This window comes from Streptomyces sp. 11-1-2 (genome assembly GCF_003595545.1).
Classification (GTDB): Bacteria; Actinomycetota; Actinomycetes; order Streptomycetales; family Streptomycetaceae; genus Streptomyces; species Streptomyces hygroscopicus_B.
Window position 1 is genome coordinate 4,585,869 of the sequence record NZ_CP022545.1, and the last position, 13,664, is coordinate 4,599,532.

Sequence of the window (13,664 nt, forward strand, 5' to 3'; positions counted from 1 at the left end):
CGAGCCGTCGTTCACTCGGACAAGGCCGCTCACTTCGCACCCACTGAGGTCCTGATGTCCGTGACCGCTACACCTCGCCCCACGGGGCACCCCGGATACTCCCAGACCATGCGCCGCGCACCGGAGAGCGCAGAGGTCGCCCGCAAGCTGGTGCGGACCGCACTGGCCGCCTGGGGCCAGGAGGACCTGGTCGAGGACGCCGCGCTGGTGATCACCGAGCTGGTCTCCAACGCCGTCGACCATGCCCGTCTGAGGTCGATCCGGGTCGTCGTCACCCGACCGTCCGAGAAGTTCGTCCGCCTCGGCGTCGTGGATCGGTCCCGCAACGTTCCCTATCTGCGGACGGACTCGAACGGCGACAACACCCGAGGCCGGGGGCTGCTGTTGGTCGACGCCCTCACGGACCGATGGGGGACGGACCGGTACCGCTGGGGCAAGCAGGTCTGGGGTGAGCTGAAGTGCGATTGATCATCCGCAGCGCCGAGCACCCGCAGCACGGCCGTCCGCGTGGCCTCACCGCCTTGTATCCAGGGGAACCCTGGTCAACCGTCACCGCTGGTCCGGTTCAGGCTTCGGCGCCGGTTCTTCCGGGAGCGCCGCAACTGCTCCCCCACGGCAAGCGTCACGGTCGCCACGACGCGGGCCCAGCGGGGCCCGCCGCGTTCGGCCCACACCACACACGCGCATCCGCCGATGGCAAGTGCCAAGGCGCCGAGCAGCACCAGAACAGTCATGTTCCCTACCCCTGCATTCGTTCTTACGGTCCTCGTGACCGTCTCACCAGGGATAGACGTGGCCGAGTTGGGCCGGGTTGCGGGATGCAAGGAACCATGAAGGTTCTCCTCGGCGTGGCACATGATGAAGGCGGTCGTCCCGTCAGAAGCGAGGTGTCGCGTTCCGATGAAGCGCAAGACCAGAATTCTCCTGGCGGGCCTGGCCTCGGTGGGCGGCGCCATCGTCGGCGCGGGCATGGTGCACAACCGGCGGCCCGATCGCAGGGAACGCCTTCACGCCACGGTCTACAGCGAGCCCGGCTACATGGGCCGCAACAAGACGCTGACCTGGACCGGCGGGAAGCGCGAGGTCGTCCCGCTCAGCCGGATAAAGCTGCCGCGCATCGGCTCGATCAGACTGGTGCGGCTCGTCTACCGCTTCCAGCCCGATGTGCGGCTACCGAACCCGTACTTCCTGTGGCACGCCCTCACCGAGCGCCCGGACTCCACGGATCCCGAAGGGGGCATAGCCAGTTTCATCGCCATGCACCAGCTCGCCGGGATGTTTTCGGTGGGCTTGTGGGAGCCGGTCCGCGAGTCCGAGGCGCGGTCGGGGGTGCGGCTCTGGGCCGTGCGCCCCGCGCATGGCTCAGGGGGCCGTTCCGGTAAGGCGGCCTCCGGCGACTCGCACTGGCACGACGTCCTGGCCAACGCGCCCGACCTCGGCTCCTGGAGTACCCGCGCCCGCTACCTCGAACTCGGCTACCACGGCGGGAGCGGCCCCCGCGGCGCCCGCCGCTGACCGGCCGTCTGCCCTGCCTGCTCCCGCGCCGCCGCTACGGTGGATCAAGCGCTGAGCGGGGCGCACCGGATCTCGCCGTCGACCATGCCGTCGGCCGCGGTCATGAGGGCCTCCAGGTGGTCGCGGGCCTTGGCCATGTCGGCGATCTGGGCGTTCATACGGTCGCGTTCGGAGGTCAGGCGGGCGCGCATGGAGGGGGTGGCGACGCCGGTGTGCATGCAGGGGACGAGTTCGCGGATGGCCTTGCTGGACAGGCCCGCGGCGTAGAAGCACTGGATCATCAGAACGTGGGCGACCGCGGTGTCCGGGTAGTGGCGCTGGCCGCTGGGGCTGCGCTCCGAGGTGAGCAGGTGCTGCTCCTCGTAGTAGCGCAGCGCTCGCACACTGACGCCGGCCTGGGCGGCGAGTTCGCCGATGCGCACCGTGACTCCTACCTCTGACGTCAAGGGTCGTTTCAGAGTAGTCGAGGGCAGGAGCGTCAGTGCGCTGTCGGGTTCGGGTTCCCGCCGCCGATCGGCCCGTCGGCGTTCTTGCGCCGGGCCTCGTCCTCGACGAGCAGGGAGAGGAGCGAGGCCACGGGGAGTCCGGCCTCGGCCGGGTGGCGCAGGACCTTCCCCGGCTCGATGCGGTACGTGTTCGTGCGCCCCTCACGGGTGTGGGACAGATAGCCGTCCTGCTCCAGGTCGGCGATGATCTTTTGGACGGCGCGCTCCGTCAGCCTGCAGTGTGCGGCGATGTCGCGGATCCGCACGTTCGCGTCGTCGGCGATCGCGGCCAGCACGCGGGCGTGGTTCGTCAGGAACGTCCACCCAGTGTGCGATTCAGGCACTCCTCCCATGCGCTCATGATATTGCCGAAGCGATGATGACGCATCTGGACACATGAATTATGCTTCGTGTAAAGCAAGTCGTGTGATGCCGGTGGGACGACTTGAGGGGAGACAGAGACAGATGCACGCCCGAGACGTCTCCACGCCCGAGCCCGGGCATCGCTCTCCGTACCGGCCCGCACACGATGCGGCACTCGGGGCGACGGTCGGGCCGACGCCGTCGCGGCCCGCGTCCACGCCCCCGTCCGCCCTCATCACCGACAGCTACCAGGAGGGACCCCGGAAGGTTGTCGTGATCCGGGGGGAAGTGGACTACGAGACCGCCCCCGCCGTGTCCGCCGCCCTGCACACGGCCCTCCACGCCTCCGCCGAGGGCGTCGACGTGGATCTGAGAGCGGTGAGGTTCTGGGACTGCTCGGGGCTCAACGCACTGCTGAGGCTTCGCCGCGAGGCGCTCGCACACGGCAAGACGGTCATCGTCCGCTCCCCGAGTCGCGCGGTCGGGCGAGTCCTCGGCCTGACCGGCACAGCTTCGCTGTTCCGGCCGCCGCACCCCCGCCGTTGGGCCGTCGAGGGGCGCTCGATCACCCCTCCATCTCGTCCTTGATGGCCTCCGCGATTCGGGTCAGTGCCTTGGTGAGGGTGTCCACGGCGGTGGCCTTGTCGATGCCCAGGCCGGTCAACAGGCCCGCGCCGTCCTCGTGTTCGAGGAGGGCCAGGAGGATGTGCTCGGTGCCGATGTAGTTGTGGCCCAGCCGCAGCGCCTCGCGGAAGGTGAGCTCCAGGACCTTACGGGCGCCCGCGTCGTACGGGATGAGCTCGGGCACCTCCTCGGCGGCCGGGGGAAGGGCCTCGGTGGCCGCTTGGCGGACGGTGTCGAGCAGGACGCCCTGGGCGAGGATCGCCTTCGCGGCGAGGCCCTCCGGCTCATGGAGGAGGCCCAGGACCAGGTGCTCGGGGCGCACCTCGCCGCTGGAGGCCGCGCGGGCCTCGTTCGCCGCCGCCATCACCGTGTTCCGCGCCCGTGGGGTGTAGCGGCTGAAGCCCTGACTGGGGTCGAGGTCCGAGGGTTCGCCGGGCGCCTTGGGGACGAAGCGCTTCTGGGCCGCCTGCCGCGTCACCCCCATGCTCTTGCCGATGTCGGTCCAGGAGGCGCCGGAGCGGCGGGCCTGGTCCACGAAGTGACCGATGAGGTGGTCGGCCACCTCATCGAGGTGCTCGGCGGCGATCACCGCGTCGGTGAGCTGCTCGAGGGCGTCGGTGTGGACCTTCTTGATGGCCTCGATCAGATCGTCGAGGCGTACGGGATGACTGAGTCCGACTGGTTTCGTCATGCGTCAACCATAGGTTGACACTCCGCAGGGTGTCAACGTCGGGTTGACAGTGAATCCAAGCTCGAGCCGCCCGCGGGCCCGCCTAGCCGCGGTGCTCGTGGTGCGACCGATGCGGGGGCCAGAACGACGTCCAGGTGAACTTGTCGCCGCCCACCCACCGGACCACATCCGGATCGTCCAGATCGACATCGTCCAGACCCACCTCCCGGGCGATCTCGATGACGTCCAGGACCGAGTGCGCCTTGCCCGCCAGCTCACCGGCGATCTCGACCAGACGGTACGGGGGGTCGTTCTGCTGCACGCCGAGCACCACGATCGGAGGCCGGTGAATGCGCGGCGCCTGGGATTCCGTCATATGTCCCAGGCTGCTCCCCGCGCCCCCACGCCGCACCTCGGAGGCGCCGGACCGCGCGGCCGGATACTCCGTCGGACCGCACCGGCTCGCCCGCGTCCGCGGCGCGGCCCACGATGATCCGGTGGACGGAGAACAGGGCCGCACAACCGGCGGGCTGGTCCGCCGGGGCTTCCTCGGGGCCGCGGCGGCGGCCGGTGCCGGGGCCGCCGGGGTGGCCGCGACGGGCTGCGACTCCTCCGGACGCGATGGCCACCGCGCCCGCCCCTCCCGTCGCGCCGACGCCGCGCGCCAGGCGGAGGAGGCGGAACGGGCCCGGCCGGGCAGTGCCGACTGGCGCATCCGCTCGACGGGGCCGCCCGACGCCATCGAGGGCTATACCGACCAGGTGAGCGTGCTGCCCGACGAGGAGGTCGGCCTCCATGTGTCGACCACCGCCCCCGCCTTCCGCGTATCGGCCTACCGGATCGGCTGGTACGGCGGGGCGCAGGCGCGGCTGGTGTGGCGGTCGGGCCGGGTGGACGGCAGAAAGCAAGGCGTGCCCCTGTTTCTCGACGCCACCCGCACGGTGCGGGCCGACTGGGACCGTTCACTGCGCATACGCGCCCGGAACTGGCCGGAGGGCGCGTATCTGCTGCGGCTGGACGCCTCGAACGGCCATCAGCGCTATGTGCCGCTGATCGTGCGCTCACGGCAGGCGCGGGGCCGGACGCTGCTGATGCACGCACCGGCCACCTGGCAGGCGTACAACACCTGGGGCGGCTACAGCCTCTACCAGGGCCGGGACGGTGCGTACGGGAGCCGCTCGCTGGCCGTCAGCTTCGACCGGCCGTACGCGAAAAGCGGGGCGGAGAAGTTCCTGGTCTACGAGCGGGCCCTGGTGGTCCTCGCCGAACGGCTGGGCCTTCCGCTCGCGTACACCACGGGCGTGGACGTCCATCTGCGACCGGCCGTGCTGAAGGGCGCCTCGGCCGCCCTGTCGCTCGGTCACGACGAGTACTGGAGCCCGCAGCAGCGGCGGTACGTGACCCGGGCCCGGGACGACGGCACCAATCTGGCCTTCCTCGGCGCCAACACCTGCTTCCGCCGGATCCGGCTGGAGCCCGGCCCCGGCGGTGCCCCCGCGCGCACCGTGGTCTGCTACAAGACCGCCTACCGGGATGACCCGTATCTGGTGAACCATCGCGACCTGGCGACCACCGACTTCCGTCAGCCCCCCGCGCCCGATCCCGAGTCCTCGCTGACCGGCGTCCTCTACGAGGGCTACCCGACCGACGCCCCGTACGTCGTCCTGGACAGCGGCCACTGGCTGTTCGCCGGGGCCGGGGTGGACGACGGCGACTCCTTCGACCATCTGGTGGGTGTGGAGTACGACCGGGTCACCCCGGGCTATCCCACCCCGGCGCCGCTGCGGATCATCGCCCACTCCCCCCTGGTCTGCCGGGGGCGGCACAGCCACTCGGACTCCGCGTACTACACCGTGGCGAGCGGGGCGGGGGTCTTCGCCTCGGGGACGATGCGCTGGGTGGAGGCCCTGATGGCGGGGACCCATGAGAACGGGCGCGATCACGGGATGGACGCACGCACCAGGGCCTTCGTCACCCGCACCACGGAGAATCTGCTGCGCGCCTTCGCGGCGGGCCCCTGCGCGGAGCACCGGCCGAAGCCGACGGACAACGTGGCCGCCGTGTACCCCGGGGTTTCACGCGTGCGGGCGTGACGCGCGTTCTCCCTGGCGGGGCGGACTGGCATGCAGGGCAGGGACAGCACGGCCCCTGGCAGCACGGATGCGCTGGCCGGGCGTCAAGGTGACGCGATACTGGAAACGAAGCGCATACCACCATCGTGCGAATGTTGCTTTGCGGCCGAACACCGGGTCGGTACCGAACGAGTGCTGTTCTCGGTGCCGTTGTCCTGACTCGGCCAACCGCCGCCAGCAGTACCTTTCCCGCCCGGTCCGACGCGCGCGCTGGGCCGGACGGGCGATGTTCCCCTCTCGCGCCGCCCGCCGGTGGACACGACCCGCGAACATACTGCACAGATGCCCGAGAAGCGGGGAATCGCACCCCTGATCCACCAGACTTGGAAGAACACGGACGTACCGCACGAATGGCGGACCTGGTCGGAGTCCTGGCGCCGGCACCACCCCGACTGGGAGTACCGGCTGTGGACGGACGAGGACAACCGCGCGTTCCTCGAGGAGCACTACGCGTGGTTCCTGCCCGTCTACGACGGCTATCCCGAGCCGATCAAACGGGCCGACGCGATCCGCTACTTCCTGCTCGACCACTTCGGCGGGCTGTACGTCGACATGGACTTCGAGTGCCTGCGCCCGGTGACCGGGCTCCTCTCCGGGAAGGAGCTCGTCCTCGGTCTCGAACCGGGGGAGCACGCCCGGCTGCCATGGAGCCGCCGGAACGGTATGCGGCGCATCGTCTGCAACGCGTTCATGGCGTCGCGGCCCGGCCATCCGTTCTGGTCTCATGCGCACCGGCAGTTGGTGGGCGCCCATACCCTGTCCGACCCGCTGGGCGCGACGGGCCCGTTCTTCCTCACGCGCGCGGTCGACAGCGCCCCCGAGGGCTGCTCCCCCACGCTACTGGAGGCCGACGTCCTGTACCCCAAGCTGAGCCCGGCCGCGGCGGAGCTGTTCGGGCCGCGGCAGGTGGACCTGGACCGGGCGCATGCCGTGCACCACTGGTCGGGCAGCTGGGACCGGGAGGACTCCGGGGCAACGGGGGTCTCCACCAGGCGCCAGGTCAGCTTCTGGACGAGCCAGGATCTGCAGCCCTGCGCCCACGGCCTGGTCGACCTCGACGCCCAGCGCAGGCGCTGGGCCGCGGGTTCGCCCGCGCCCACGGTGTCCTGTCTGATGGTGACCAAGGACCGGCTGCCGCTGGCCGAGCGGGCGATCCGGTGCTTCCTCGCCCAGACCTACTCCCGCGCGGAGCTGGTCGTGGTCGACGACGGCGCGGACGGCGCCATCGAGGACCACGTACGAGACCTCGCCGACGAGCGGATCCGGCTGCACCGGCTGCCACCGGAGGGGCGGACGCTGGGCGAGCTGCGCAACATCGCCGTGGACCTGGCCACCGGGTCCTACGTGTGCCAGTGGGACGACGACGACCTGTACGACCCGGAGCGGATCGAAGTGCAGTTGGCGGCGGTTCTCGCGCTGGATGCCACGGCGTGTTTCCTGGCCCGGGAGCGGCTGTGGTGGCCCGCTCGCCGCACGATGGCGATCTCCGGGGTACGGGTGTGGGAGGGCTCCATGCTCTGCGCGAAGGAGGCACTTCCCCGCTATCCCCAGCTGCGGCGTGGCGAGGACTCCCCGGTCGCGGAGGCCGTGGTGCGCGGCGGACGGACGGTGTCCCTGGACGCGCCGGAGCTCTACACCTATGTGTTCCACGGGGCCAACACCTTCGACGAGCCGCACTTCACGAGCCTCTTCGACGCCGCGACCCAGGTGTGGTCCACGGGGAGCGCCTACGTGGACCAGGTGCACGCGATGGCGGCGCGGCTGCCCCTCGACTCGGCGGATGTCCCGGAGGCGGAAGACACCGCGGAAGACACCGCGGAGAACACCCCCGACCCGTCGGCGCGCGTCCCTCACGCCAGACGGCCCGCCCCCGTGTACGTACACGCGGACGCGGACGGGCACCCGCCGCTGCTCGTCCTCACCCCCCTCAAGGACGCCGCCGCCTTCCTCCCCCGCTACCTGGACAACCTGCGCGCTCTCGACCACCCGCGCGACGCGCTCTCTGTCGGCCTGCTGGAGGGCGACAGCCGTGACGGCACCTGGCAGGCCCTCCAGGACGCCCTGCCCGCGCTGGAGGCGGACTTCCGGCGGGTCACCCTCGTACGACGCCACTTCGGCCTGCGGCTCACCGGGCCGCGCTGGGAGCGGAGCGTCCAGCGGCAGCGGCGGTCGGCGCTGGCCATGGCCCGTAACCACCTCCTGTCGCGCGCGCTCGCGGACGAGCGGTGGGTCCTGTGGCTCGACGTCGATGTGACGGACCATCCGGCCGACCTCGTCCAGCGGCTGCTCGGCGCGCGTGAGGAGATCGTCACCGCGCACTGCGTCACCGAGCCCGGCGGGCCCAGCTTCGACCTCAACACCTTCGTCCTGCACCCGGACGCCGGCGCTTTGGACTGGGACCGATGGCTCCGGGACGGGATCCTGCAGCCGCCCAAGGGATTCGCCCGCAGCTATCTCGACGAGCTGCGCGGGCACGAGCGGGTCCGCGTCGACGCGGTCGGCGGTACGGCCCTGCTGGTCCACGCCGATCTGCACCGCGACGGGCTGGTGTTCCCGGCCGTCCCCTACCGGCGGCTCATCGAGACCGAGGGGCTGGCCGCACTGGCCCAGGACATGGGCGTCACGTGCTGGGCGCTGCCCGGGGTGGAAGTGGTGCACCCCGCCCACCCGGGTGGTGGCCCGCTGAGCCAGGCAGGTGAAGCCGCCACCGAGAGCGAAGCCCGTGGCGTCGAGCGTCGTTAGCCAGGCGTCCGCAGGTCTCTGCGAAGAGGAGGAGAATCACATGAACATCGGCAAGACGGCGGCGCTGGTGACAGCGGCGGCCGGGGCAGTGGCCTTCGGCGGGGGCGACGCCGGCGCGCTCTCTTGGGACAACGCCACCCAGCAGGTCAACGACTGCGACTCCAAGCGCGGGGTGGGCGTCTCGGGGCCGGGGGCGGGGTCGCACTGCCTCAACTTCGCGCAGATCTTCGGCGACCCGCACGGCGTGGTGCAGCAGAACCACTGCGACACCACCGTCGGCACCTCGGCCAACGTGACCATCGTCGTTCCCCCCGGCGGCTCCGGGACGGGCTCGCACTGCGCCAACATCGCCGTCTCCGGCCAACCGAGGTCCAAGGCGGCCCAGCCCGGCGGGTCCGGGCAAAGCCGGTACGGCAACGGGCTCCGATGACCTCGGCTCCCTCCGGCCCGGAACGCGGCCCCCTGGAGGCTGGATGCCTCCCGGGGGCCGCAGCGTCGTCGGCGTCGCCGTCCGAGGGGTGCGGCTCGCCTGCCCTGGTCTCGGTGGTCATCCCCTGCCACGACTACGGCCACTACCTGCCGCAGGCGGTGCACAGCGTGCTGGCCCAGACCCACCCGGACTGGGAGCTCGTCGTGGTCGACGACGGCAGCACCGACGACACCGCGGCGGTCGCCCGGTCGCTGATCGCCGACCACCCCGATCGGCGCATCCGGCTGCTGCGCCAGGCCAACGCGGGTGTCTCGGCCGCCCGTAACGCGGGCATCGCGGCCACCACCGGCCGCTACGTACTGCCGCTGGACGCCGACGACGTGATCGCCCCCACCATGCTGGAGCGTACGGTGGCGGTGCTGGACCAAAGGCCGGACATCGCCATCGTCTCCACAGACGTCTCCGTCTTCACCGACGACGGACTGCCCGCGCAGGCGCTGCAGCTCCCGGCCTACGACAAGGACCTGCTGCTGCGGCGGCTGATCATGTTCTACTGCTCGCTCTACCGCCGCGAGGTGTGGCAGACGGTGGGCGGCTACGCCGAGGACATGCGTGCCGGGGAGGACTGGGACTTCTGGATCGCCTGCGCCGAGCGCGGCTTCACGGCCCATCACCTCCACGACGCGCTGTTCGGGGCGCGCAACAAGGACGACGGACTGCATGTGGAGGCGGCCGAGAACGACCTGGCGGTCCGCGCCAGGATCGTGGCGGGCCACCCCACGATGTTCAAGCCGGTCACCCTGGCCTGGGCACAGGCCGTGCTCGCCCAGGACGAGCGGGAGTGCCTGGCCGATGATCGGGTGCCCGACGACATCCTCACCCGGGCGGCCGATATGGACCAGTTTCTGCGGGTGGTCATGACGCTGCAGCGCTCGGCGCGGCTGCAGCACCGTCACATCCAGCGGCTGGAGCGGGCACTGGCCGAACGGAACGACCCGGTGCCCGTCTGAGAGCAGCGAGCGCGGGGCTCCTGGTGGAGCCCCGCCCCGCGTCCCGGGTGGCGCGTCCCGGGAGGTGTGTGCCGCTGTTCGTGCGTGTGCCGCTACTCGAAGAGGTCCGCGTACGACCCCATCGCCAGCGCGATGTCCGCCTGGGCCCAGAACCGGTGGTACGTGAAGCTGGGCACCGCGCCGCCCTTCAGATACGCCTCGACCTTCGACCAGGCCGGGTCGTTCTTGTAGAAGGAGCGGATCGACTGGAAGGTGGAGCCGGCGTCGATCTTGTCACCGTTCGGCATGGTCCCCGTCCATCCGCTGGGGACGTAGACCGGGTCGTCGAAGCGGTTGTAGTCGGCGCGGGACTCGGGGACCGCGATGCCGAGGGCGTCCTGGTAGTTGTTCCACATGCCGTCCAGCAGCGCCTTCGCGGTGTCCCTGGCCTGGGTGTCGCCGGACTTGGCGGCGTAGTAGGACAGGGTCTTGGCGTACGCGGCCGCCACGCCCACATCATTGGTGTAGTCGGCGACGGTGACGTGCAGGCTCGCGTTGGCGCCGGGGCTGGAGGCGTTCCAGGTGTCGGGCCGGCCGGACCACTGGAGGGTGGACGGGATCTGGTAGGTGCCGTTGGCGTTGACGGTGGTCTTGGACAGCGCCCACTTGACCCACTTGTCCAGGACCGTCTTCGCGGAGGCGTCGCCGGTGCGGTTGTAGTACTCCGCGACCCGCTCCATGGACCATGCCTGGAAGCCGAACCACTGGTTGGACGGCGGGTCGTGGTAGACCGGCTTCTCGTCGTAGTACATGCCGTAGAAGGTGGACGTGCCCGACGGCGGCGTGGCGTAGCGGCCCTGCCAGCTATTGGTGGCGCCGCCCGCGATGGCGCCCTCGCTGGACTGCAGCCAGCGGTAGAACTCGAGCTGGCGCTTGAGGCTGGTGGACCAGTCGCTCGCGCCCGTCGCGGACTTGGGCTTGAGGTCGGCGTACGAGCTGAGGGCCCAGGCCGCCATGGGGTTCTGGTAGCCGCCGTGGGCGTGGCTGGAGCCGATGCGCCAGGACCAGCCCGCGGAGGTGTCGGTGGCGCCGCCCCAGGCGTAGTACCAGGACAGCAGGTAGTGGGAGCTGTTCTTGCCATTACCCGCCGCGCAGCCGGTCTCGCCGACGCAGTTGCCGATCTTCTTGAAGTACTTGTCGTACATCGCGTAGCGCAGATAGTCGCCCATCTTGGCGGCCTTGGCGATGTTCCCGGAGATCTGGCCGCCCTTGCCCTGCGCCTTGGCCCACTCCGAGGCCCAGTAAGCGGCCTGGACGACGCGGGCGTCGGCGTCGGGGGCGTTGGTGAACTTCCACTGCTTGGCGTAGGCGGCGTCGCCGGTGAACAGGTCCAGATAGCCGTTCTTGCCGCCGTACTTGAAGCCGTCGCAGGTGGGCTGGGTCACGGTCTCCCAGACCGACTCCTGCGGGCCGCGCTGGAAGGTGTTGACATAGCTCGGGCCGGTGTCGCTCGGGCCCGCCTCGCACTTGCCGGGCGCGTTGCCGTAGCCGTAGACGTTGTCGACGTCCTGGATCCAGTGCATGCCGTAGATGTCATCGGTGCCGTACGCGCTCTTCAGCTCGGCGGCGATGGGGTCGTTGCCGACCGGCACATTGCCGTTGAGCTGGGAGGGGTACTGGGAGGGCTGATCCCATTCGGGCGCGTAGGTGGCCGGCTTGGAGGCGTTGTAGAAGCCGCCCGTGGGCTGGTCGGCGTGGGTGGGGATCATGTACTTCTCCATGATGTCCCACGCGTTGTTGAACTTGGCCCAGTCGCCGGTGACCTTGCCGTACATCGCCTGCAGCCAGATCAGATAGCTGTACGCCTCGGAGGTCGTCTCATGGCCGTGGTCGGGGGCCTCGACGATCAGGGTCTCCACCGAGTGGTACGGAACGCCCTCGGGCGAGAAGTAGCCCGCCGACGGTGCGGTGATCTTGTTGTAGAGGTCCAGGAAGCGGGCGTCGTAGACCTTCGCGGCGGCCAGCTGGGTGACGGTGACCTCGGCCTTGGTGTGGCCGGCGGCGGTCGCGGTGAAGGTGGCGGCGCCGGTGCCGCTGTTGGCGGCGGCCACGGTCACCTGCTGGGCGGTGTCCCAGTTGGCGGGGGTGAAGGTGAGGGTGGCGCCCGAGGAGATCGTCAGCCCGGTGTTGCCCGAGGTGCGGGCCACGGAGACGCTGACGTTCGCGGACGGCTTGGTGGACAGCTTGACGCCGAACGTCCCGCTCTTGCCCTGCTGCACCCCGAGTTGACCGGGGCTCGCCACCAGCGTGGGGCCGCCCGCCACATGGATGCCGACGGGGGTGGACTCGGCCGAGGCGCCCTGGCTGTCGTACGCCTTGGCATAGAGCGAGTAGTCGCCCGCCGGGACGTCCTGGTGGTCGAAGGCGTACGGGGAGGTGGTGTCGGTGCCGAGGAGCTTGGTGTCGCTGTAGAACTCGACCTTGGTGATCGTCGCCCCGTCGGCCGCCGCGGCCGTGGCCGTCATCGGGACGGTGCCGCCGGAGGTGAAGACGGCGCCGGGGGACGGGCTGCTCAGCACCGCGATGGGCGGCTGATGGGCGCCCCGGCAGGCCACGCCGTTGACGGCGAAGGAGGTGGGGGCGGCGTTGGTGCCGCTGTAGGTGAACTGGGCGCCGGTGGTGACATTGCCCCCGGCCGCGATCTTCGCGTTGTGCCCCGCGTTGGTGACGGTGACGGTCTTGCCGGACTGCGACCAGCTACCGTTCCAGCCGTTGCTCAGCTTCTGGTCGCCGGCGTAGTCGTACGTCAGGGTCCAGCCGTCGATGGCGTCGGCGCCGGGGTTGGTGAGGGTGAGGTCGGCGGTGAAGCCGGAGCCCCAGTCGTTGGTCTTGTAGTCGACCCCGCACTGGACCGCCGCGGCGTGCGCGGGGGCGGCGCCGCCCGCCGCGGTCATGGCCACGGGGAGCGAGAGCGCGGCGGCCAGGGCGGTCACCAGCCGTCTCATGCGTCGTCGTGCCCCTGAGAGCCGTGCCCCTGAAAGTCGTGCGCCGGATAAGGGCGAGCCACGCTGTACGCGCATCGGGGGACCTCCTCGCGGTTCGTGCGGGTGGTGGGGGAAAGTGCGAACCAGTGGGAGCGCTCCCAAGGTTCATATCAGGCTGATGAGGTGTCAAGTCTTTGAACAACACCGGCTGCTCAGAGGTCTTCTACCGATAATTCCGTGAACGGGAACTGTTGACATGCGCCCGTCGAGCGCTACCTTCACTTCAACCAGTGGGAGCGGTTCCAGCAGTCTGCGCCGTATCGAACGGCGCTTGGACCTCAAGGAGTCGCTCCATGCGAGCACCCCCGCGCCTTTATGCCTTGGTGGCCGCCGCGGCCTTATCCGTGGTGGGCACCGCCCTGGCGCCCACCACCGCGTCGGCGGCGAGCGGCCCGGCCATGACCACCGCGTCGGTCGCCCCCGCCGACGCGCCGTCCAAGCCGCTCCGCCCGAACGCCGCACCGCCGAAGCTGCGCGCCTCGGGCAACGAGCTGGTCGACGAGAACGGCGCCACCCGGCGGCTGCTCGGCGTCAACCGCTCCGGCGGTGAGTTCATGTGCGTCCGGGGGCGTGGCATCTTCGACGGCCCCATGGACGACGCGTCCGTCAAGGCCATCAGCGATGACAACGGCACGTCGACCAACTTCGGCGTGGGACTCCGCGATCACCT

At 70.5% G+C, this 13,664-nt stretch carries 13 protein-coding genes and 1 pseudogene; 8 read left to right on the plus strand and 6 right to left on the minus strand.

What is annotated here, in order from left to right; genetic code table 11:
• Positions 1-108: 108 nt before the first annotated feature.
• Positions 109-468: an ATP-binding protein gene (locus tag CGL27_RS18995; RefSeq protein WP_346345736.1), complete on the plus strand. Its 360-nt coding sequence runs from the start codon at positions 109-111 to the stop codon at positions 466-468.
• Positions 469-542: 74 nt separating this feature from the next.
• Here CGL27_RS18995 and CGL27_RS19000 read toward each other — a convergent pair whose 3' ends face one another.
• Positions 543-734 (minus strand): hypothetical protein, encoded by a 192-nt coding sequence (locus tag CGL27_RS19000; protein WP_078641580.1) that lies wholly within the window; start codon positions 732-734, stop codon positions 543-545.
• Between the two features lie 166 nt (positions 735-900).
• On the opposite strand from CGL27_RS19000, the gene CGL27_RS19005 reads away from it, so the two are divergent.
• A complete protein-coding gene (locus CGL27_RS19005; protein WP_119988747.1) occupies positions 901-1,515 on the plus strand; it encodes a hypothetical protein in 615 nt (204 codons plus the stop codon).
• Between the two features lie 44 nt (positions 1,516-1,559).
• On the opposite strand, the gene CGL27_RS19010 is transcribed toward CGL27_RS19005, so the two are convergent.
• Together CGL27_RS19010 and CGL27_RS19015 are read right to left on the minus strand one after the other, a co-directional pair.
• Positions 1,560-1,937: a MerR family transcriptional regulator gene (locus tag CGL27_RS19010; RefSeq protein WP_119988750.1), complete on the minus strand. Its 378-nt coding sequence runs from the start codon at positions 1,935-1,937 to the stop codon at positions 1,560-1,562.
• Positions 1,938-1,993: 56 nt separating this feature from the next.
• A complete protein-coding gene (locus tag CGL27_RS19015; RefSeq protein WP_078641583.1) occupies positions 1,994-2,353 on the minus strand; it encodes a helix-turn-helix domain-containing protein in 360 nt (119 codons plus the stop codon).
• Between the two features lie 112 nt (positions 2,354-2,465).
• On the opposite strand from CGL27_RS19015, the gene CGL27_RS19020 reads away from it, so the two are divergent.
• Positions 2,466-2,951, plus strand: coding sequence for an STAS domain-containing protein (locus CGL27_RS19020; protein ID WP_205587717.1), 486 nt, complete (start codon positions 2,466-2,468; stop codon positions 2,949-2,951).
• Here CGL27_RS19020 and CGL27_RS19025 read toward each other — a convergent pair.
• Positions 2,929-3,678, minus strand: coding sequence for a Clp protease N-terminal domain-containing protein (locus CGL27_RS19025; protein WP_119988753.1), 750 nt, complete (start codon positions 3,676-3,678; stop codon positions 2,929-2,931). The two genes, CGL27_RS19020 and CGL27_RS19025, sit on opposite strands and share 23 nt — an antisense overlap.
• Positions 3,679-3,760: 82 nt before the next feature.
• Positions 3,761-4,033 (minus strand): hypothetical protein, encoded by a 273-nt coding sequence (locus CGL27_RS19030; protein WP_119988754.1) that lies wholly within the window; start codon positions 4,031-4,033, stop codon positions 3,761-3,763.
• 121 nt (positions 4,034-4,154) lie between these two features.
• Between CGL27_RS19030 and CGL27_RS19035 the strand changes: the two genes are divergently transcribed.
• From CGL27_RS19035 to CGL27_RS19050, 4 genes are all read left to right on the plus strand, one after another.
• Positions 4,155-5,750 (plus strand): N,N-dimethylformamidase beta subunit family domain-containing protein, encoded by a 1,596-nt coding sequence (locus CGL27_RS19035; protein ID WP_240450556.1) that lies wholly within the window; start codon positions 4,155-4,157, stop codon positions 5,748-5,750.
• Positions 5,751-6,071: 321 nt separating this feature from the next.
• The gene (locus CGL27_RS19040; RefSeq protein ID WP_119988757.1) at positions 6,072-8,531 is read left to right on the plus strand and encodes a glycosyltransferase; all 2,460 of its coding nucleotides are present in this window, start codon (positions 6,072-6,074) and stop codon (positions 8,529-8,531) included.
• 40 nt (positions 8,532-8,571) lie between these two features.
• On the plus strand, positions 8,572-8,961 hold the full coding sequence (locus tag CGL27_RS19045; RefSeq protein WP_205587718.1) for a hypothetical protein: 390 nt from the start codon (positions 8,572-8,574) through the stop codon (positions 8,959-8,961).
• A gap of 113 nt (positions 8,962-9,074) precedes the next feature.
• Positions 9,075-9,971, plus strand: coding sequence for a glycosyltransferase family A protein (locus CGL27_RS19050; RefSeq protein ID WP_237298932.1), 897 nt, complete (start codon positions 9,075-9,077; stop codon positions 9,969-9,971).
• Between the two features lie 92 nt (positions 9,972-10,063).
• On the opposite strand, the gene CGL27_RS19055 is transcribed toward CGL27_RS19050, so the two are convergent.
• Positions 10,064-12,955: a glycoside hydrolase family 48 protein gene (locus CGL27_RS19055; protein WP_119988759.1), complete on the minus strand. Its 2,892-nt coding sequence runs from the start codon at positions 12,953-12,955 to the stop codon at positions 10,064-10,066.
• A gap of 332 nt (positions 12,956-13,287) precedes the next feature.
• Here CGL27_RS19055 and CGL27_RS19060 point away from each other — a divergent pair.
• Positions 13,288-13,617: pseudogene (locus CGL27_RS19060) on the plus strand (glycoside hydrolase family 5 protein); the annotation flags it as partial.
• Between the last annotated feature and the right edge of the window lie 47 nt (positions 13,618-13,664).

Coding starts and splice junctions, on each gene's coding strand:
- CGL27_RS18995 (WP_346345736.1), top strand. CDS start 109: ATGCGCCGCGCACCGGAGAGCGCAGAGGTCGCCCGCAAGCTGGTGCGG.
- CGL27_RS19000 (WP_078641580.1), bottom strand. CDS start 734: ATGACTGTTCTGGTGCTGCTCGGCGCCTTGGCACTTGCCATCGGCGGA.
- CGL27_RS19005 (WP_119988747.1), top strand. CDS start 901: ATGAAGCGCAAGACCAGAATTCTCCTGGCGGGCCTGGCCTCGGTGGGC.
- CGL27_RS19015 (WP_078641583.1), bottom strand. CDS start 2,353: ATGGGAGGAGTGCCTGAATCGCACACTGGGTGGACGTTCCTGACGAAC.
- CGL27_RS19020 (WP_205587717.1), top strand. CDS start 2,466: ATGCACGCCCGAGACGTCTCCACGCCCGAGCCCGGGCATCGCTCTCCG.
- CGL27_RS19025 (WP_119988753.1), bottom strand. CDS start 3,678: ATGACGAAACCAGTCGGACTCAGTCATCCCGTACGCCTCGACGATCTG.
- CGL27_RS19030 (WP_119988754.1), bottom strand. CDS start 4,033: ATGACGGAATCCCAGGCGCCGCGCATTCACCGGCCTCCGATCGTGGTG.
- CGL27_RS19040 (WP_119988757.1), top strand. CDS start 6,072: ATGCCCGAGAAGCGGGGAATCGCACCCCTGATCCACCAGACTTGGAAG.
- CGL27_RS19045 (WP_205587718.1), top strand. CDS start 8,572: ATGAACATCGGCAAGACGGCGGCGCTGGTGACAGCGGCGGCCGGGGCA.
- CGL27_RS19055 (WP_119988759.1), bottom strand. CDS start 12,955: ATGAGACGGCTGGTGACCGCCCTGGCCGCCGCGCTCTCGCTCCCCGTG.